The organism is Micromonospora halophytica (genome assembly GCF_900090245.1).
In the GTDB taxonomy this organism is placed as follows: Bacteria; Actinomycetota; Actinomycetes; order Mycobacteriales; family Micromonosporaceae; genus Micromonospora; species Micromonospora halophytica.
Map to the genome: position 1 here is coordinate 500,919 of NZ_FMDN01000001.1, position 18,585 is coordinate 519,503.

Annotated in this window: 13 protein-coding genes; 5 read left to right on the forward strand and 8 right to left on the reverse strand. The window is 73.6% G+C overall.

What is annotated here, in order from left to right:
• Positions 1–192: 192 nt before the first annotated feature.
• The gene (locus tag GA0070560_RS02365; protein WP_091290628.1) at positions 193–1,854 is read left to right on the forward strand and encodes a glycoside hydrolase family 10-like protein; all 1,662 of its coding nucleotides are present in this window, start codon (positions 193–195) and stop codon (positions 1,852–1,854) included.
• Positions 1,855–2,030: 176 nt separating this feature from the next.
• Entirely contained in the window at positions 2,031–2,573 is a 543-nt protein-coding gene (locus tag GA0070560_RS02370; RefSeq protein WP_091290630.1) for a phospholipase, read from the forward strand.
• Positions 2,574–2,655: 82 nt separating this feature from the next.
• Here the strand turns inward: GA0070560_RS02370 and GA0070560_RS02375 are convergent, their stop codons facing one another.
• Both GA0070560_RS02375 and GA0070560_RS02380 read right to left on the reverse strand, forming a co-directional pair.
• Positions 2,656–5,484: an ATP-binding protein gene (locus GA0070560_RS02375; protein WP_091290633.1), complete on the reverse strand. Its 2,829-nt coding sequence runs from the start codon at positions 5,482–5,484 to the stop codon at positions 2,656–2,658.
• 143 nt (positions 5,485–5,627) lie between these two features.
• Entirely contained in the window at positions 5,628–5,852 is a 225-nt protein-coding gene (locus GA0070560_RS02380; protein ID WP_091290636.1) for an FmdB family zinc ribbon protein, read from the reverse strand.
• A gap of 38 nt (positions 5,853–5,890) precedes the next feature.
• Between GA0070560_RS02380 and GA0070560_RS02385 the strand changes: the two genes are divergently transcribed.
• The 3 genes from GA0070560_RS02385 to GA0070560_RS02395 all read left to right on the forward strand — a co-directional run bounded on the left by GA0070560_RS02385 (position 5,891) and on the right by GA0070560_RS02395 (position 11,592).
• Positions 5,891–7,138 carry a lytic transglycosylase domain-containing protein gene (locus GA0070560_RS02385; protein ID WP_091290639.1) on the forward strand — a complete coding sequence of 416 codons (1,248 nt, stop codon included), beginning with the start codon at positions 5,891–5,893 and terminating at the stop codon, positions 7,136–7,138.
• Between the two features lie 72 nt (positions 7,139–7,210).
• Positions 7,211–8,227, forward strand: coding sequence for a GNAT family N-acetyltransferase (locus GA0070560_RS02390; protein WP_091290642.1), 1,017 nt, complete (start codon positions 7,211–7,213; stop codon positions 8,225–8,227).
• A gap of 95 nt (positions 8,228–8,322) precedes the next feature.
• Positions 8,323–11,592, forward strand: a complete 3,270-nt coding sequence (locus GA0070560_RS02395) for a lamin tail domain-containing protein (RefSeq protein ID WP_091290644.1) — start codon at positions 8,323–8,325, stop codon at positions 11,590–11,592.
• Positions 11,593–11,652: 60 nt separating this feature from the next.
• Here GA0070560_RS02395 and GA0070560_RS02400 read toward each other — a convergent pair whose 3' ends face one another.
• The 6 genes from GA0070560_RS02400 to GA0070560_RS02425 all read right to left on the reverse strand — a co-directional run bounded on the left by GA0070560_RS02400 (position 11,653) and on the right by GA0070560_RS02425 (position 18,580).
• The gene (locus GA0070560_RS02400) at positions 11,653–12,288 is read right to left on the reverse strand and encodes a helix-turn-helix transcriptional regulator (RefSeq protein WP_091290646.1); all 636 of its coding nucleotides are present in this window, start codon (positions 12,286–12,288) and stop codon (positions 11,653–11,655) included.
• Positions 12,289–12,898: 610 nt separating this feature from the next.
• On the reverse strand, positions 12,899–13,882 hold the full coding sequence (gene hemB / locus GA0070560_RS02405) for a porphobilinogen synthase (RefSeq protein ID WP_091290649.1): 984 nt from the start codon (positions 13,880–13,882) through the stop codon (positions 12,899–12,901).
• Positions 13,883–13,900: 18 nt separating this feature from the next.
• Positions 13,901–15,481 carry a bifunctional uroporphyrinogen-III C-methyltransferase/uroporphyrinogen-III synthase gene (locus tag GA0070560_RS02410; protein WP_091290652.1) on the reverse strand — a complete coding sequence of 527 codons (1,581 nt, stop codon included), beginning with the start codon at positions 15,479–15,481 and terminating at the stop codon, positions 13,901–13,903.
• Positions 15,478–16,473, reverse strand: coding sequence for a hydroxymethylbilane synthase (gene hemC, locus GA0070560_RS02415; protein ID WP_091290655.1), 996 nt, complete (start codon positions 16,471–16,473; stop codon positions 15,478–15,480). The genes GA0070560_RS02410 and hemC overlap by 4 nt, the downstream gene beginning before the upstream one ends.
• Entirely contained in the window at positions 16,470–17,813 is a 1,344-nt protein-coding gene (locus GA0070560_RS02420) for a glutamyl-tRNA reductase (protein ID WP_091290658.1), read from the reverse strand. Before GA0070560_RS02420 ends, hemC begins: the two co-directional genes overlap by 4 nt.
• Complete coding sequence (locus GA0070560_RS02425) at positions 17,810–18,580, reverse strand: redox-sensing transcriptional repressor Rex (protein ID WP_091290660.1); 771 nt, start codon at positions 18,578–18,580, stop codon at positions 17,810–17,812. The genes GA0070560_RS02420 and GA0070560_RS02425 overlap by 4 nt, the downstream gene beginning before the upstream one ends.
• Between the last annotated feature and the right edge of the window lie 5 nt (positions 18,581–18,585).

Here is an 18,585-nt window from a genome sequence, read left to right on the forward strand (position 1 = left end):
TGGAACCAGTCACCCTCCGGGGTACGAGTGGGCCGCCGGGGACGGCAACCCCCTGCAGTATCCGGACATCCAGGTCAGACCCTTGCGCGGAGGCCGGACGGTGTGAAAATTTCCTACCAGCGGTAGATAGCTTGCGGCGAATGTTGCCGCCATCGGCCGCGACACCGGGAGCCCGACGAAGGGACACACCGCATGAAGGCAACTCGGCTCCGAGCCGCCGGGCTGGCCGTGGCACTGCTCGGCGCGCTGGTCGCCGGCACGCCCGCGAGCGCCGCACCGGACACCACCGCCACCCCCACCACCATCGACTGCACGACCGACCCGGCCACCCCCAAGCGCCAGTTCCGCGCCATGTGGATCGCTTCCGTGGTCAACATCGACTGGCCGACCAAGGCCTCCCAGACCGCGCCGGACCGGATCGCCAGCCAGCAGGCCGAGTACCTGGGCTGGCTCGACCTGGCACAGCAGCTGAACCACAACGCCGTCGTGGTGCAGGTCCGCCCGACCGCCGACGCGTTCTGGCCGTCGCCGTACGAGCCGTGGTCGGAGTACCTGACCGGGGTGCGCGGGCAGGACCCGGGCTGGGACCCGCTCGCCTTCCTCGTCACCGAGGCGCACAAGCGCAACCTGGAGTTCCACGCCTGGTTCAACCCGTACCGGATCTCGATGCCGGCCCCGGGCGGAGCCGGCGCGGACATCGCGAAGCTGGCACCGGACCACCCGGCCCGCCAGCACCCGGAGTGGACCTTCGCCTACCCGCCGGCCGGCGTCGCCGGCAGCCGGCTCTACTACAACCCCGGCCTCCCCGAGGTCCGCGAGTTCGTCCAGACCGCCATGATGGACGCGGTCCAGCGGTACGACATCGACGGCGTGCACTTCGACGACTACTTCTACCCGTACCCGAGTGGGACGCACCAGGTGCCGGACGACGCCACGTTCGCCGCGCACCACCGGGGCTTCACCGACAAGGCGGACTGGCGGCGGGACAACATCAACCTGCTCGTCCGGGAGATGGGTGACCGGATCAAGGCGGCCAAGCCGTGGGTGAAGTTCGGGGTCAGCCCGTTCGGCATCTGGCGCAACAAGTCGGTCGACCCGCTCGGCTCGGACACCACCGGCTCGCAGTCGTACGACATCATCTCCGCCGACACCCGTAAGTGGATCAAGGAGGAGTGGATCGACTACGTGGTGCCGCAGCTCTACTGGTACATCGGCCAGTACCCGGCCGCGGACTACGCGCGACTGGTGCCGTGGTGGGCCGAGCAGGTGCGCGGCACCCGGGTGCAGCTCTACATCGGCCAGGCCGACTACAAGAGCGGCGAACCGGCGTACGGGTCGTACTGGATGAACCCGCGCGAGCTGTCGGACCACCTCACGCTCAACCGGTCGTACCCGGAGGTGCTCGGCAACGTGCACTTCTCGGCCGTGCAGGTGAAGGCCAACCGGCTCGGGGCGACCGACATCTACGCCGCCGAGCACTACTCCCGGCCGGCACTGCCACCGACGATGACCCACCTGCCGGCGAAGCCGCTGCTGCATCCGGTGGTGACACGGACCGAGCGGTCCGCCGACGGGGTGCGGCTGCACTGGTGGCAGCCGGCCGACGGCCAGGGCCCGCTCGGTACGGCCACCTCGTACGCGGTCTACCGCTTCGACGGCGACGGCCCGGTCGACGCCTGCGACTTCGCCGACGCGGCGCACCTGGTCGGCACCGTGCGCGCCGACCAGGTGGCGGGCGCGCAGTCCTGGCTGGACGAGACGGCGACGCCGGGCGCGACGTACACGTACGCCGTGACGGCGCTGGACCGGCTCTGGAACGAGAGCGCGCCGAGCCCGGTACGGGTGGTGCGCTGACCGATCCGCGAATGCCCCGGGCGACCCCGCCCGGGGCATTCGTCTGTTTCGACGCCTGTCACCAATAATTCGTATCCGCCACGGCCGGCCGCCGCGAACCCGATCGACACTGACCGACATCCCGTGACCCACCGGCAACCCGCCACCACACCGCACATCCCCCAGCGGAGGAAAACGTGACCAGACGCCTCGCCACCCTGCTCGCCTCGGGCACTCTCGCGCTGCTCACCGCGCTCGGCCTCGCCACCCCGGCGACCGCCGCGGTCAGCACCCAACAGAAGCTGACCGTGCTGAGCAGCTGGACCCAGACCAGCGCGACCAGCTACAACGCCTGGAACGCGGCCCGGCTGGACAAGGCGGCCTGGTCCGGGTACGCCTTCAACTGGTCGACCGACTACTGCTCGTCCAGCCCGGACAACCCGCTCGGCTTCAGCTTCAGCCTCTCCTGCTACCGCCACGACTTCGGCTACCGCAACTACAAGGCGATGGGGCAGTTCTCGGCCAACAAGTCCCGGCTCGACAGCGCCTTCTACGCCGACCTGAAGCGGGTCTGCGCCCGGTACAACGTCGTCGTCCGGCCCGCCTGCTACAGCCTCGCCTGGACGTACTACGAGGCGGTCAGCACCTTCGGCTCGGTGGCCGCCGTGCAGCAGTCCGACATCGACCGCGCCGCCCGGATGAAGGCCGACGCCGAGCGTCGGGCCGCCCTGCGCGGCTGACCCCGCCCGGCACGCGCGGCTGCGGTCACCAGCAGCCGCGCGTGCACGTCGGCGCCGTCCAGGCGGACGGCGGCCCACGCGGTCAGGCCCACTCGCAACGACCCAGCTCCCACCGGGTCGGCCCGGCCGGACGCGGCGTCGCCGTCCCGGAGGGACGGAAGCGCACCGAGCCCTCCCCCAGGTCGGGGTGCTCCACCGACAGGGCCAGCGCCGCCGCCTCCTCCAGGCCCAACAGTCCACCCTCGCCGTACGCCGCGTCGAACGCCGCGTCCCCGATCCTCCGGCGCAGCGTGGACTGCTGCTCCAGCCAGTACGGCCCGTAGATGCCGGGGGTGGCCCGCAGCCGCGCCCGGGTGGCCTGGGCCGCGCCGAAGAGTCGGGCCGCGGTGACCGGGTGGTCGGTGGCGCAGCGCACCGCCACCGCGCTGACCGTGTCGCAGGCCCGCCCGTGGTAGCCGTGGCTCATCCGGGAACGCAGCGCCACCAGCAGGTGCTCGTGCGCCGCGACCACGTCGCCGCGGGCCAGCGCCACCATGCCGAGCAGCATGTCCACCGACCGCCGGCCCCGCTCGACCGGGCGGGCCGCCTCCACCGGGCGGGCCCCGCCCAGCAGCTCGGCCGCCTCGTCCAGCGCGTCCCGCCGCCACAGCAGCTCGGCCAGGAGGTAGACGGCGAAGAGCGCGTCGCCGGCCACCTCCTGCTCGTGCGCCCAGTCGATGACCTCGCGGCAGACCCGCTCCGCCTCGGCGAACTGCCCCATGTCGATCAGCGGGGCGGCCCGCCCGGCCAGCACCCGGGCGAGCAGGCCCACGTCCCCGGCCTGCCGGGCCGCCGCCTCCGCCCGCTGGGAGAAACGCAGCTCCTCGGCGAACTCGCCGTCCGCCCCGGCGTGCAACGAGTGCAGGTGGTACGCCGCCGCCAGCTCCGCCTCCGGGATCCGCTCGCCGGTCTCGGCGATCCGCCCGTACAGCCGGAACAGCCAGAGCCGGGCCTCCCGGGACAACCCACGCTCCCGCCACCACTGGTCCAGGCCGCCGGCCAGCCGCAGCCCGGCCCGGGCGCTACCACCGGTGGCGCACCAGCGCAGCGCTGCGCGCAGCTCCCCGGCCAGCGGGTCGAGCGCGTACAGGGAGAGGGTGACCGGCCGCCCGTCCGGCCCGAGATGGGCCTGCTCCAGCGCGTACGACGACCAGGCCACGTGCCGGTCCCGCGCGCCCTGTTCCTCGCCCGCCTCGGCCAGCCGCCGGGCCGCGTACGCCCGGATCGGGTCGAGCATCCGGTACGTGCTGCCCGCCGGCGACGGCTCGGCCAGCACCATCGACTTGTCCACCAGCACCGACAGCGCGTCGAGCGGGTCGTCGTCGAGCAGCCACTCCACGCTGGACAGGCTGACCGGCCCGGCGAAGACCGCCAGCCAGCGCAGCAGCCGCGAGGCGCGCGGCCCCAACGTGCGGTACGACCAGGTGACCGTCGCCTGCATGGTGAGGTGCCGCTCCACGGCGGAACGCTGCACGGCCCGGTGCGCCGGTGACGGTGGCGTGCCACCGGCCGCCGCGGCGACCAGGTCCACGGTGTCCTGCTGGTTGCCCGTCCAGCCGTGCTCCACCGGCGGCGTCGGATCGACCCGACCGGCGTCCAGCGCGCCCAGCACGTCGTCGAGGCGGGCGGCGAGCTGCCCGGCGGAGAGCACCCGCAGCCGGGCGGCGGCCAACTCGATCGCCAGGGGCAGCCCGTCCAGCCGCTGCACCACCCGGTGCAGGTCGCCGACCTCGGCCCAGTCCGGCGGCCGGCCGCCCCGGGCCGCCGCCGTACGGTCGAGCAGCAGCGCCACCGCGTCGCTCTCCGCCCGCCCCGGCTGCGGGTCGACCGAGAGCGGCGGGATCCGCCAGACCACCTCGCCGGGCAGCCCGAAGGACTCCCGACTGGTGGCCAGCACCCGCACCCCGCCACCGCCGGCGAGCAACCGGGAGATCACCTCGGCGCAGGCGGCGGGCTGGGCGTCGCAGGTGTCCAGCACCACCAGCATCCGGCGGGCGGCCGTGTACTCGACCAGGGTGTCCAGCATCGGACGACCCGGCTCCGGGCGCAGCCCGAGCACCGCGGCGATCGCGAACGCCACCAGCCCCGGGTCGGTGACCGTGGCGATGTCGACGAACCACACCCCGTCCGGGTACGCCTCGACCAGCCCGGAGGCCAGTTCCACGGCCAGCCGGGTCTTGCCCGCGCCACCCGCCCCGAGCACGGTGACCAACCGGTGCCTGCGGACCAGCAGGTCCAGCTCGGCCCGCTCGGCCCGCCGGCCGACGAAGGAGGTGACCTGGGTGGGCAGGTTGTGCGCCACCGCGTCGGCGGTCCGCGGCCGGGGGAACTGCCGCTCCAGCCCGGGCGCGACGAGCTGGAAGAGACGTTCCCGGTCGTCGAAGCCACGCAGCCGGTGCAGGCCGAGGTCGAGCAGGGTCGCGCCGGACGGGAGCGGGTCGGCGAGGCGGGCGGTCGACGCCGAGCAGAGCACCTGCCCGCCGTGCGCCGCGGCGGCGACCCGGGCGGCCCGGTGCACCTCCGGGCTGGCGTACTCGCCGTCGCGGGGTTCCGCGTAGCCGGTGTGCAGCCCCATCCGGACGCGCGGCGTGGCGTCCTCGTTCGGCCAGTCGTGGGTGGACAGCGCCCGCTGCGCGGTCAGGCAGGCGGTCAGCGCCTTGGCCGCGTCGGGGAAGGCGAGGAAGAACGAGTCCCCCTCGGTCAGCAGCTCCGCGCCGTCGGTCACGGCCAGGGTGTCCCGGAGCAGCCGACGATGCTCCCGCAGCACGGGGCGGTACTCCGGTCCGAGCAGCTGGGCCAGCCGGGTCGAGCCCTCGATGTCGGTGAAGACGAAGGTCACCCAACCGCTCGGGAGGTGGATCCGTAGCGACATGCGTGGAACCTCCGCCCTGACGTCGGGTACATGCTGCCCTATGGTCGCGTCGTCACGCATCGTGAGAACGGCCGGGCGACGTCCGACTCAAGGTGCCATCCGACCAGGCAGCCGGCAAGGTGGTCGATCAGGGAGCGCGGCGGTCAGCCGCAGCAACCGCCACCGCAGCAGCCACCACCGCCGGACGGCGCCGGGGCGGCGGAGGGCGTTCCCGCCCCACCTCGGCCGGTGACCGCGACGGTGGAGAGGAGTTTGACGGTGTCGGCGTGCCCCTGGGGGCAGGACGCCGGTTCACCGGCGTGGGCCATCGGGCGGTTGACCTCGAAGGTGTCGCCGCAGGCGCGGCAACGGAACTCGTACCGGGGCATGCCTCCAGCGTACGACCGGGCCTGACGCTCCGGCGGGCATGGGTGATACTCGACGGGTGAGCGGCGAGGAGAGTGCGACGGTGCGGCCCCTGCGACCCGCGACACCGCCCGACGGGCCGCTCGGCAGCTCCGGCGCCGCGCCCGAGCCGGCCCCGCTGCCCCGGCCCCGCCGACCCGTCCCGGACGACGGCGACACGGCAGGCGCCGCCCGGCCCGACGGCGCGAGGCCCGAGCCGGCCCCGGGTGAGCCTGCCGGGGGCGAACCGGCAAAGATCGGCACGGCGGAGAGCGACCCGGCCGACGCCGGCACGGCGAAGGGTGCGCCCGGGAGGCGGCGGCGGATTCCGTTCGCGCACGCGGTCCGGCTCCCCCCGCCCCGGCAGGCGGTCGCCGGCGCGGCCCGGGCCACCCGGGCCTGGTCCCGCCGGCCGAGCGGCCGACTGACCCTGCCCGGGCTGTTCCTCTTCGCGCTGGTCGCCGCGACCGGCGCGGTCGGCGCGGTCGTGGTCCCGTCGGCCGTCCGGCAGACCAGGCCGGTCGCCGTGGACGCGACCGAGCCGGGCGCCGTCGTCGTACCCGCTCCGGGCGCGCTGCCCGGCGCCACGGTCGCGCCGGTGCCGCCCGGGGTGACCCCGCCGGTCGGGCTGCCGCCCACCACGCCGCCGCCGGGCGGCGCGACACCGACCGCTCCGGCGGCCGGGCCGGTCACCGGACGCCCGGCGGACGCCCTCGCCGCCTGGGCGCAGACCACCGGCGCGAAGGTCGGCGTCTCACCGGTGGCGATGCAGGCGTACGGCTACGCCGAACTGGTGCTGGCCGAGACGAACCGGAGCTGCCAGCTCAGCTGGACCACGCTCGCCGCGATCGGGTACGTCGAGTCCCGGCACGGGCAGGCCAACGGCGCCCGGCTCGGCTCGACCGGCCGGGCCGAGCCGGAGATCATCGGTGACCCGCTGGACGGCAACGGTGGCCGGATGCTGATCCGGGACACCGACCGGGGTCTGTTCGACCGGGACACCACCTACGACCGGGCCATCGGGCCGATGCAGTTCATCCCGACCACCTGGCAGGAGATCGGCGCCGACGCCGACAACGACGGCCGCAAGGACCCGCACGACCTGGACGACGCGGCGCTGGCCGCCGGGAAGTACCTGTGCAAGGGTGGCCGGAACATGACCGTCCCCGGCGACTGGTGGGGCGCGATCCTGTCCTACAACGACGTACGCCGCTACGCCACCGACGTGTTCGACAAGGCCAACGAGTACGGCCGGGCCAGCCGTACGTGACGTGATCGTCCGCGTACTTTGCCGGACCGGACACTTCCCCCGGGCAGCCGTTACCGGCAAGCTGTACGGGTGATGGTGCGCGAGTGGGATCCCCGGACCGCGTCGTCCGACGAGATCGCGTCCGTGCTGGACACGCTGAACGCGGTCCTGGCGGCGGATCTCCCGCAGGACCCGCCCTGGCGGGAGAGCTCCCTGCGGGAGTACCTCTCCGAGGTGATGCCGGGCGAGCGGCGGATCTCCTGGGTCGCCGAGGGCGATCCCGGCCCCGACGGCGCACCCGGTCCGATCCTCGGCCACGTCCACGTGCTGCTCCTCGGTGACATCGGCGTGCTGGAGGTGCTGGTGCACCCGGCGGCACGCCGCACCGGCCTGGGCCGCCAGCTGGTGCTGACCGCGGCCCGCCGGGTCTACCAGGAGGGCTTCCAGTCGATCGGCGTCGAGGTGGTCGGCGACACCCCCGCCGTCGCCTTCTACGAGTCGCTCGGCTTCCTTCGCGAGTACGTGGAGACCCGCAGCGTGCTCGACCTGCGCACGGTCGACTGGCCGACGCTGACCGAGATGGCCGGCGGCGTGGGCGCCGGTTACCACCTGGAGTTCTGCCCGGGCGGGCCGCCGGACGAGCTGATCGAGGCGTACGCGCGGGCGAAGGCCGAGGTGCGCGACGTCGACGACGGCGAGCTGCGCCCCAGCTCGTACGACCCGCAGCGGCTGCGGGACAGCCTGGACACGCTGCACCGGCGCGGCATGAAGCCGTACATCGTGCTGGCCCTGCACGAGCAGACCGGGCAGGTGGCCGGGCTGACCGAGGTGGTGGTGCCGGCGCAGCACCCCACCCGCGCCGACCAGTACGACACCATCGTGGTGCAGGATCACCGGGGCTACGGCATCGACCGGGCGATCAAGGCCCGGATGCTGCTGGAGCTACGCTCGGCCGAGCCCGAGCTGGGTGAGGTGCAGACCTGGAACGCCCAGGCCAACGAGGCGATGCTGAAGGTCAACGCCGAGCTGGGCTACCGCCCCGACCGGGAGTGGTGTGAATACAGCGTGGACGTCGCTGAGCTGGTGCACCGGCTCGACGCCTCCCGCTGACCACGAATTCACCACACCGCCCCCCGGGGGATGGACGGCGGCCAGCACCGACCCTTAACGTGCGTTAGTTCACGTCCACCCATCGTGGAGGCCTCATGCGCCCGCGCCGCAGATTCGCCGCGCTCGCAACCGCCGCCGCCGTCACCATTCCGGTCATCGGCGTCGCACCGACCGCGGCCAGCGCCGCGCCCACCGACCTTTTCATCTCCGAGTACGTCGAGGGCTCGTCCTACAACAAGGCGATCGAGCTCTTCAACGGCACCGGGTCCCCCGTCGACCTCACGGCCGGCGGCTACCAGCTCCAGTTCCACTTCAACGGCTCCACCACGCCGACCAGCGTCGCGCTGAACGGCACCGTCGCCGCCGGTGACGTGTTCGTCTTCGCCGCCTCGTCGGCCGCCCCGACGATCCTCGCCCAGGCCGACCAGACGTACGCCGCCTCGCTGTTCAACGGCGACGACGCGGTCGTGCTGCGCAAGGGCGGCGGCGTGCTCGACTCGATCGGCCAGGTCGGCGTCGACCCGGGCACCGAGTGGGGCGCCGGGCTCACCGGCACCGCCGACAACACGTTGCGCCGGCTGCCGTCGGTCTCCACCGGGGACACCGAGCCGTCCGACGCCTTCGACCCGGCCGTGCAGTGGGCGGGCTTCGCCACCGACACGTTCGACGGTCTGGGCAGCCACGCCGTGGGCGACGGCGGCCCGGTCGACCAGCCGGCCGCGCTGAACTGCGGCACGCTGACGCTGGAGGCGGGCGCGACCGCCACCCGCGAGGTCACCGCCACCGACGCCGACGACACCGTCGTCGACCTCGCCGTCACCGCGGTCAGCCCGACGCCCGCCACCGGCTCGATCAGCCGTACCGCGTTCACGCCGGCCACCGCCACCGGCGGCACGGCCACCGCCACGGTCACCGCCACCGGCCTGCCCGGCGGAACGTACGCGGTCACCCTGACCGCCACCGACGCCGACGGCGGCACCGCGACCTGCACGCTCACCGTGCGGGCCACCACCGTGCTCTCCGTGGGCGAGGTGCAGGGGCGCACCGGTGACGAAGAGAACGGCCACACCGACCGCTCGCCGCTCGCTCCGGCCAGCGGCAACGGCACCAGTTCCACGCTGTACGACGTGCGCGGTGTGATCACCCAGAAGTCGCTCGCCCGCACCTCGTCCGGCGCCGACCAGCACGGCTTCTACCTGCAGAGCCGCATCGGCACCGAGGACGGTGACCCGCTCACCTCGGACGGCGTCTTCGTCTTCATGGGTTCGTTCACCACGCTGATCGGCGGCTACGCGCCGACCGTCGGCGACGAGGTGGTGCTGCGCGGCCGGGTTTCGGAGTACTTCAACCAGACCCAGCTCTCCAGCGCCTCGCTGGTGCGCAAGCTGGACTCCGGCCTGGACGTGGACACCGCCGTCGCGGTGGCCGACGCGGTCCCGCCGGCCGAGGTGGCCGACGCGAACCGGTTCTGGGAGCGGCACGAGGGCGCCCGGCTGCGGGTCCGCGCGGGCAGCGGCGTGACCGGCCCCCGGGACGTCTTCGGCTCCACCGCCGACTCGGAGGTCTGGGTGGTGGACCGGGAGGACCCGCTGATGAAGCGGACCGACGCGTACGCCCGCCGGGTCTTCCGTGACGCGCACCCGCTCGACGACGTGTCGGACCGGCTCTTCGACAACGGCAACGGCCAGCGGATCCTGCTCGGCGGCGGCGGCGTCAAGGCCACCGCCGGTGACTCGACCACGCTGCTCCCACCGGCCCGTACCTTCGACACCCTCGCCACCGACGCGTACGGCGCGGTCTCCTACGGCTTCAGCAAGTTCAGCGTGCAGCCGGAGACGCTCTCCCTCACCGCCGGTGCCGACCCGTCGGCGAACAACCCCCCGAAGCCGGCCGACCGGCAGCGGGAGCTCACCGTCGCGACCTACAACGTGGAGAACCTGTACGACCACCGGGACGACCCGTTCGACGGCTGTGACTTCGCCGGCAACGCGGGCTGCCCGGGGGTGCGTCCGCCGTTCAACTACGTGCCGGCCGGCGAGCAGGAGTACCGGGACCACCTGGCGGCACTCGCCGACCAGATCCGCAACGACCTGCACGGCCCGGACCTGATCCTGGTGCAGGAGGCCGAGGACCAGGACATCTGCTCCGTCTCCGGCACCGAGCTGGTCTGTGGTGACACCAACGACGCCGACGGCGCTCCGGACACCCTCCAGGAGTTGGCGCTGGCCGTCGCCGCCGCCGGTGGCCCGGCCTACGCGGCCGCGTACGACCGGACCGGCGCGGACGAGCGCGGCATCGTCTCCGCGTTCCTCTACCGCACCGACCGGCTGTCGCTGGCCGGGGCGACCGCCACGGACCCGCTGCTCGGTGCGACGCCGACGGTGCGGTACCGCGCGGCGGGGCTGCCGTCCAACGCGGACGTGCAGAACCCGAAGGCGCTCAACGCCACGCTGCCGGCCGACACCGACACGTCGACCGGCAAGGACGGCGACAACGTCTTCACCCGTGCGCCGCAGCTGGGCAAGTTCGTGGTGAAGGCGACGCCGGGCGGGTCGGAGTCCTACCTGCTGTACGCGGTCACCAACCACTACTCGTCCGGCCCGGACAGGAGGGTCGGGCAGCGCACCGAGCAGGCCGCGTACGGCGCCGCGATCGTCACCGCGATCGAGGAGTCGGACCCGAACGCCCGGGTGGTGTACGGCGGGGACCTGAACGTCTTCCCCCGCCCGGACGACCCGATCGCCACCGGAGCGGACCCGACCCCGTCGGACCAGCTCGCCCCGCTCTACGCGGCCGGCATGCACAACCTCTGGGACGACCTGGTCGCCGACGTCCCGTCGGCGGCGTACTCGTACAGCTTCCAGGGCTCGGCGCAGACGCTGGACCACCTGTTCGTCAACGAGGCGCTGCACGACGACCTGGTGCAGGTGCGGGCCGCGCACGTCAACGCCGACTGGCCGGCCGACTTCACCGGTGACGGGTCGCGTGGTGCGAGCGACCACGATCCCCAGGTCGCGCGGTTCCGTTCGCAGCCGTCGTTGCGGGTCGCCGACGCGTCGGTGGTCGAGGGCGACAAGGGCGACAGCACGCTGACCTTCCAGGTCACCGTTTCCCGCCCGCTGTCGCAGCCGACGACGCTCTGCGCCGCCGCGGTCGGCCTGACCGCCACGGCCGGCGCGGACTTCGACCCGTACATCGGTTGCCGGGTGCTGCCCGCCGGGCAGACCTCGCTGGCGTTCCCGGTGACCGTCCGAGGTGACCGGAAGGTGGAGGCGAACGAGAGGATCGCGTTCGCGGCCGCCGGGCCGCTGACCCTGCGGTTCGCCGACCCGCTGGCGATCGGGACCATCACGAACGACGACTGACGGTCCGAGGTACGACGACGGCCCGTCGTCCGGGGGTGTGCACTCCCGGACGGCGGGCCGTCAGTCGTCGGGGCGCGGCACGCGGGGCGGTGGTGGCACGTTCCGGTACTTCGCGACGCGGACCTCCCACTGGCTGCGTCGGCGCATCGCGTCCCGCACCGCGCGGTTGCGGTAGTACGTCTCGGGCGGCCGGGCCAGCCCGTAGACGTCCGCCCACCACTCGCCCGGCTCCGGGTCGAGGATCGTGTCCAGGTGGGAGGGGTATCGCCGCCCGGCGCCGTCCCGGGTGTCGTCGCGGTCCCGCATCGGACGCAGCACCCGCCCGGCCTCGTCGACCACCACCAGCCGGAGCCCGGCGACCGCGAGGACCCGGTGCAGCACGTCGAGGCTCGGGATCAGGCCACCGGCCTCGATCCGGCCCACCGTCGCGTGGTGCAGTCCCGCCGCGCGGGCCAACTCCCGTTGACTCGCGTCGGCCCGCCGCCGGACCGCGCGGACGATGCCGGCGACCGACCAGGGCACCTCCGCCGCTCCCCGTCCGGGCCGGCCCGGCAGCGCATCCTGACCCGGCTCGACCGGCTGGTCGCCCGGATCTGCGGTCGGATCGTGCCCTGCCGCGCCGCCCTCGTGGTCCGCACCGCTCCGCTCGCCCGTGCCGTCACCCTCGTGGTCCTTCCCACCGCTCCGCTCGCCCATGCCGTCACCCTGGTGGGCCGGGGTGCGCCTCCGCCACCCCGGGTCAGCGGCCTGTGGACAACGTCGGGCGCTGTGGATATCGCCGGGCGCTGTGGAACCTCGGCGCCACCGTCGCGGCACCACGGGAGATGGTGGCTTCCCCCGGTCCGCTGAGCCACGCCGCCACTGACATCCCGGCACACCTCCCCACACCCAGTTGTCGACGAGGCAGCGCCATTGGCATCACTTTCCGTGACAGCCGACCCCACAAGGTGCGCTGACACTCTGCGTGATCGGCCGAGTCGGCTGCTTGATCTCAACGGTGACCACCACTGGCGTCTTCACCGCCGTGAGCAGCAACAACCGGAGTGGAGCTAATCCGAGCCGGTGATACCTGGGAGACGCTTTGCTCTGCACCCATCAACGCGCCGGTCACCTGGCGTGACCGGTGCGTCTGCGGGTGCAGAGCAAAGCGTCCGAAGGACAGTGTCCCCCCGGACGGAGAAGGTGACGGTGAGTAGTCAAGGTGTCCCCAGCACAGGCGAACGGGGAGGTGCCCCTCGGCCCCAGCCGCCGAACCCGCCGGACACACGGCTGTGGTCAGCTACCGGCAGGCCGGCTCGGCGGTGGCTCAGTAGCGCTCGCGGAGCAGTTGGGCGGCCTCGACGGCCCAGTAGGTGAGGATGATCTGCGCGCCGGCCCGGCGGATCGAGGTGAGCGTCTCCAGCATCACCCGCTCCCGGTCGACCCAGCCGTTCGCGGCGGCCGCCTCGACCATCGCGTACTCGCCGGAGACCTGGTAGGCGGCGACCGGTACGGCCACCGCCGCGCGGACCGCCGAGACCACGTCGAGGTAGGGCAGAGCCGGCTTGACCATCACCATGTCGGCGCCCTCGGCAACGTCCAGCTCCACCTCGCGCAGCGACTCGCGCAGGTTCGCCGGGTCCTGCTGGTAGGTACGCCGGTCCCCCTCCAGCGCGGACTCCACCGCGTCCCGGAACGGGCCGTAGAAGGCCGAGGCGTACTTGGCCGCGTACGCCAGCACCGCCACGTCCTGGTGGCCGGCGGCGTCGAGCGCTCGGCGTACGACGCCGACCTGGCCGTCCATCATCCCGGAGGGCCCGACCACGTGGACCCCGGCGGCGGCCTGGGCCACCGCCATCTCGGCGTACGCCTCCAGCGTGGCGTCGTTGTCCACCGCACCGTCCGCGGTCAGCACGCCGCAGTGCCCGTGCGAGGTGAACTCGTCCAGGCAGAGGTCGCTCATCACGACGGTGGCGTCGCCCACCTCGGAGACGACGTCGGAGATGGCGACGTTGAGGATGCCGTTCGGGTCGGTGCCGCCGGAGCCGCACTCGTCCCGCGACGCCGGCACCCCGAAGAGCATGATGCCGCCGACCCCGGCCTGGACCGCCTCGACGGCGGCCTTGCGCAGCGAGTCCCGGGAGTGCTGCAACACCCCCGGGAGCGACGCGATCTGCCGCGGCTCGGCCAGCCCTTCCTTGACGAACATCGGCACGACCAGCTCGGCCGGGTCGATGCGGGTCTCGGAGACCAGCCGCCGCACGGCCGCGTTACGACGCAGCCGGCGGGGCCGGATCTCGGGGTACGGCATGCGGAGCCTCCCTGTCCGTCAGCGGAACCTCAAGGCGGTCGGCCCCTGCACCTTCGAGCCGCGGCGCTGCTTGGCCGGCATGGCGGCCAGCTTCTCCCGCAGTTCGACGGCGTAGGCGGCGAGCGCCTCCACCAGGTCGGGCACCGAGGCGTGCGGGGGCTGCACGTCGACCCGCAGGCCGAACTCCGTCGCAGTCTCCGCCGTCTTGGGTCCGATGACTGCAACAACGGTACGGGCATGCGGCTTGCCGGCGATACCTACCAGGTTGCGTACGGTCGAGGAGGACGTGAAGAGCACCGCGTCGAACCCGCCCGACTTGATCGCATCGCGGATCTCGGCGGGCGGCGGCGCGGCCCGCACCGTCCGGTACGCGGTCACGTCGTCGACCTCCCAGCCGCGCTCGGTGAGCCCGGCGGCGAGGGTCTCGGTGGCGATGTCGGCGCGCGGCAGCAGCACCCGGCCCACCGGGTCGAGGATCTCGTCGTGCGGCGAGAACTCGGCCAGCAGGCCCTCCGAGGACTGCTCGCCGGACGGGATCAGCTCCGGCTGGATGCCGAAGGCGCGCACCGCGTCGGCGGTCGCCTCGCCGATGCAGGCGATCTTGACGCCGCCGAAGTGGCGGGCGTCGAGGCCGTGCTCGGCGAACTTCTCCCAGACCGCGCGGACCGCGTTGACCGACGTGAAGATCACCCAGGCGTACCGGCCGTCGACCAGCCCCTTGACCGCCCGCTCCATCTGGGCCGGGGTACGCGGCGGCTCGACCGCGATGGTCGGCACCTCGCACGGGATCGCCCCGTACGCGCGCAGCCGGGCGCTCATCGCGCCGGCCTGCTCCTTGGTCCGGGGAACGAGCACCTTCCAGCCGTACAGCGGGCGGTTCTCCCACCAGCTCAGCTTGTCCCGCTGGCCCACGCCCTCACCGACGGTGAGCACCACCCGGCCGGTGAAGCCGAGCGCCGCCGCGACGAAGGAGTCCACGGTCGACGTGGTGGTGTACTGGGTCTCGCCGGTGCCGTCGCCGGTCACCCCGACGCCGGTGGTGCCGTCCACCCCGGCGGCGAGCAGGCCGTCCCGGATGGCGGCCAGGTCGCCGGCGTCCACGGCCAACGCCAGCGAGCCCCGGCCGACGGCGGCGGCGAGCGCGTCGAAGTCCAACGTGCCGACGTCCTCGACGTCGGCGGCGGTGCGTACGCCCGGCAGCGGCACACCGGCGTACGTGGCGACGCCCTCGGCCTGCCCGACGCCCGGGACCACCTCGAAGTGCGCGGCGGTACGCGCCACCGCCTGCACCTCCTTGACCACCGAGTCGTGGCCGAACGGGTCACCGGCGACCAGGTGCACCGCGTTCAGCCCGGAGCGGGCCGCGGAGATGAGCACCTTCGCCACGTCACCCGGCACACCCTCGGCGGGGGTGAACTGGGCGTCCTCCTTGGCCTGGGCGCGGACGACGTCGAGCAGCGACTCGGGGACTCCCCGGTCGTACACCACCTGGTCGGCGTCGACCAGGGCGTCGTGCGCCCGGCGGGTCAGCAGGCCCGGGTCGCCGGGGCCAGCCCCGACGAATGCGATCCGGCCTACGGGCTTACGGGTGCGGGTCATTCTGTGCTCCCAAATTGCTGGGTCCCCGGGCCGGTGCTTCCGTCGTGGCCGAGGATCGAGTCGGCGCCGAGGTCGAGGAGTTCGGTGGCGAGTGCCTTGCCGATCTCCGCCGCGTCGGCGGGCGTTCCGGTGCGGGACAGCCGCAGGTCTCGGGTACCGTCCGGGCTGATCACCGCCCCGCGCAGGTAGATCTCCTGGACGACGTCGCCTTCGGCACCCGAGCCGGTTGGCTCGCCTTCGGCGACGACGGCGTAGGCGGCGACCGGAGCGGAGCATCCGGCCTCCAGGGTGGCCAGCAGCGCCCGTTCCGCGACGACCGCGGCCCGGGACGGTGCGTGGTCGAGCACCGCGAGCAGCTCGACCAGGTCCGTGTCGTCGGCCCGGCACTCCACCGCCAGCGCGCCCTGGGCGGGCGCGGGCAGCATCAGCATCGGGTCGAGCGTCTCGGTGATCTCGTCGGTCCGTCCGAGCCGGGCCAGACCGGCCCGGGCCAGGACGATCGCGTCGAGATCGGCGTCCGGGCCGAGCACCCGCCGCAGGCGGGTGTCCACGTTGCCCCGGATCGGGGTGACCTCCAGCTGCAGGCCGAGGGCGTGCAGCTGGGCGATCCGGCGCAGCGCGCCGGTGCCCACCACCGCGCCCGGCGGCAGCTCGGCGAGGGTACGACCGCCCTTGGCGACCAGCGCGTCGCGCGGGTCCTGGCGGGGCGGCACCGCCGCGATGTGCAGCCCGGCCGCCGCGGCGGTGGGCAGGTCCTTGTAGGAGTGCACCGCGAAGTCGATGGTGCCGGCGGTCAGCGCGTCGCGCAGCGCGGAGACGAAGACGCCGACGCCGAGCCGGTGCACGGGGGCCGAGGAGCGGTCACCGGCGGTGAGCACCTCCACCAGCTCGACCGGGCGGCCGGTGGCGGCGGTCAGGGCCTCGGCGATCTGGCCGGACTGGGCCATCGCTAGAGCGCTGCCCCGGGTACCGAGGCGCAGGGGACTGCTCATCGCTCACCTCCGGTGTACGGGGTGGTGTCGGTGTCGACCACGTCGGGCACCGTGTCCACCGGGGAGGTCTGTGGCACCTCCAGGTCGAACAGCTCGCGCAGCAGCGCGGCGTACTGGTCGCCGCCGGGTTCCGCGGCGAGCTGGCGTACCCGCACCGTGGGCTGGTGCAGCAGCCGCTGCACCACCCGGTGCACGGTCCGGGCGACCTCGGCGCGCTGGTCGTCGCTGAGGTCCGGTCGGCGCTGGGCGAGCCGGCGCAGCTCGGCGCCGACCACGTCCTCGGCCCGGCCACGCAGCGCCGCCACGGTCGGTGCCACGTCCGCGCCGCGCAGCCAGCTCAGGAACGCCTCGACCTCGCCGGTGACGATCCGGGTCACCTCGGCGGCGTCGGTGGCGGCCGGGCCGTCGGCAAGCAGGCCGGCCATCCGGTCGATGTCGATCACCTCGACACCGGCCAGCCCGGCCACGCCCGGCTCGACGTCGCGCGGCACGGCGAGGTCGAGCAGGACCAGCGACCCCCGGTCGGGGTCGCGCCGGGCCAGCGCCCGGGTCACCACGTCGTGGGTGAGGACCGGTTCGGCGGCCGCCGTGGCGGCCACTACGATGTCCACTGTGGAGAGCGCGTCGACGAGTTCGGCCATCGGGACGGCGTTCGCCCCGTACGACTCGGCCAGGCGTACCGCCCGGTCGGCCCCCCGGTTGGTGACGGTGAGCGGGCCGGCGCCCAGCCGGGAGAGCGTCGCCACGCTCAGCGCGCCCATCGCGCCCGCCCCGACCACCATGGCCGGCCGGCCGGAGAGGTCACTGTCGAGGTGATCGGCGGCCAGATCCAGCGCGGCGGTCACCACGCTCTGCCCGGCCCGGTCGATGTTGGTCTCGGCGTGCGCCCGTTTGCCGACCCGCAGCGCCTGCTGCATCAGCTCGTGCAGCAGCCGTCCGGCGGTGTCCGCGCCGCTGGCCCAGTGGTACGCGTCCCGCAGTTGGCCGAGGATCTGCGCCTCGCCGACCACCATCGAGTCCAGCCCGGCGGCGACCCGGAAGACGTGGTCGACGGCGGCGCCGTCGTAGTGCACGTAGAGGTGGTTGGCGAGTGTCGCCGGCGGGGCGCCGGCCTGCTCGGCCAGGACGGCGCAGATGTCGCCCAGGCCACCGTGGAAACCGGACACGGCGGCGTAGACCTCCACCCGGTTGCAGGTGGAGACCAGCACGGCCTCGGCGACGTACGGCTGGGCGACCAGCCGGTCCAGGGTGCGGGTGAATTCGGCGGGGGCGACCGCCAACTGCTCCAGGGTGGCGACCGGAGCGGTGCGGTAGGACGCGCCGACGACGAGCAGTTTCACGTGCCGATCGCCTCCTGGGTGTCGGGGGCCGGGAGCCCACCTGGCAGGGCGGTGAGCGCGGACCCGCCGGTGGCCGGCAGCGCGGTCAGGGACGCCTTGCGGTGCTCGTGGAACGACAGGATCTGGAGCTCGATGGCGAGGTCGACCTTGCGCACGTCGACGCCCTCCGGCACCGAGAGTACGCACGGAGCGAAGTTGAGGATGCTCGTGACACCGACGGCGACGAGTTGGTCGGCCACCGCCTGGGCGGCCGGGGCGGGGGTGGCGATGACGCCGATCGAGATCTGCTCCTCGGCGGCGACGTCGGCCAGGTCGTCGACGTGCCGTACCACCAGGCCGTTGATGATCTCGCCGACCCGGGCGCGGTCGGCATCCAGGAGAGCGGCGATCCGGAAGCCGCGGCTGGCGAAGCCGTCGTAGCCGGCCAGGGCGTGACCGAGATTACCCACGCCGACCAGGGCGACGGCCCGCCGCTGGGTGAGCCCGAGCACGAACTCGATCTGGTCGACCAGGAGCCCGACGTCGTAGCCGACGCCCCGGGTGCCGTACGAGCCGAGGTGGGAGAGATCCTTGCGGAGCTTGGCCGAGTTGACCCCGGCGGCGCCGGCCAGCCCTTCGCTGGAGACCGTCTCGTGACCGATCTCGGCGAGGTGGTGCAGGGCACGGAGGTATTCGGGGAGCCGCGCGACGGTCGCCTCCGGGAGGTCCGGGAGCGCCGGTACGGCACCGGCGCTGCCGGACGCGCCAGGGTGACGGTGCTGACTCATGAGAC

Coding starts and splice junctions, on each gene's coding strand:
- GA0070560_RS02365 (WP_091290628.1), top strand. CDS start 193: ATGAAGGCAACTCGGCTCCGAGCCGCCGGGCTGGCCGTGGCACTGCTC.
- GA0070560_RS02375 (WP_091290633.1), bottom strand. CDS start 5,484: ATGTCGCTACGGATCCACCTCCCGAGCGGTTGGGTGACCTTCGTCTTC.
- GA0070560_RS02380 (WP_091290636.1), bottom strand. CDS start 5,852: ATGCCCCGGTACGAGTTCCGTTGCCGCGCCTGCGGCGACACCTTCGAG.
- GA0070560_RS02385 (WP_091290639.1), top strand. CDS start 5,891: ATGGGTGATACTCGACGGGTGAGCGGCGAGGAGAGTGCGACGGTGCGG.
- GA0070560_RS02390 (WP_091290642.1), top strand. CDS start 7,211: ATGGTGCGCGAGTGGGATCCCCGGACCGCGTCGTCCGACGAGATCGCG.
- GA0070560_RS02395 (WP_091290644.1), top strand. CDS start 8,323: ATGCGCCCGCGCCGCAGATTCGCCGCGCTCGCAACCGCCGCCGCCGTC.
- GA0070560_RS02400 (WP_091290646.1), bottom strand. CDS start 12,288: ATGGGCGAGCGGAGCGGTGGGAAGGACCACGAGGGTGACGGCACGGGC.
- hemB (WP_091290649.1), bottom strand. CDS start 13,882: ATGCCGTACCCCGAGATCCGGCCCCGCCGGCTGCGTCGTAACGCGGCC.
- GA0070560_RS02410 (WP_091290652.1), bottom strand. CDS start 15,481: ATGACCCGCACCCGTAAGCCCGTAGGCCGGATCGCATTCGTCGGGGCT.
- hemC (WP_091290655.1), bottom strand. CDS start 16,473: ATGAGCAGTCCCCTGCGCCTCGGTACCCGGGGCAGCGCTCTAGCGATG.
- GA0070560_RS02425 (WP_091290660.1), bottom strand. CDS start 18,580: ATGAGTCAGCACCGTCACCCTGGCGCGTCCGGCAGCGCCGGTGCCGTA.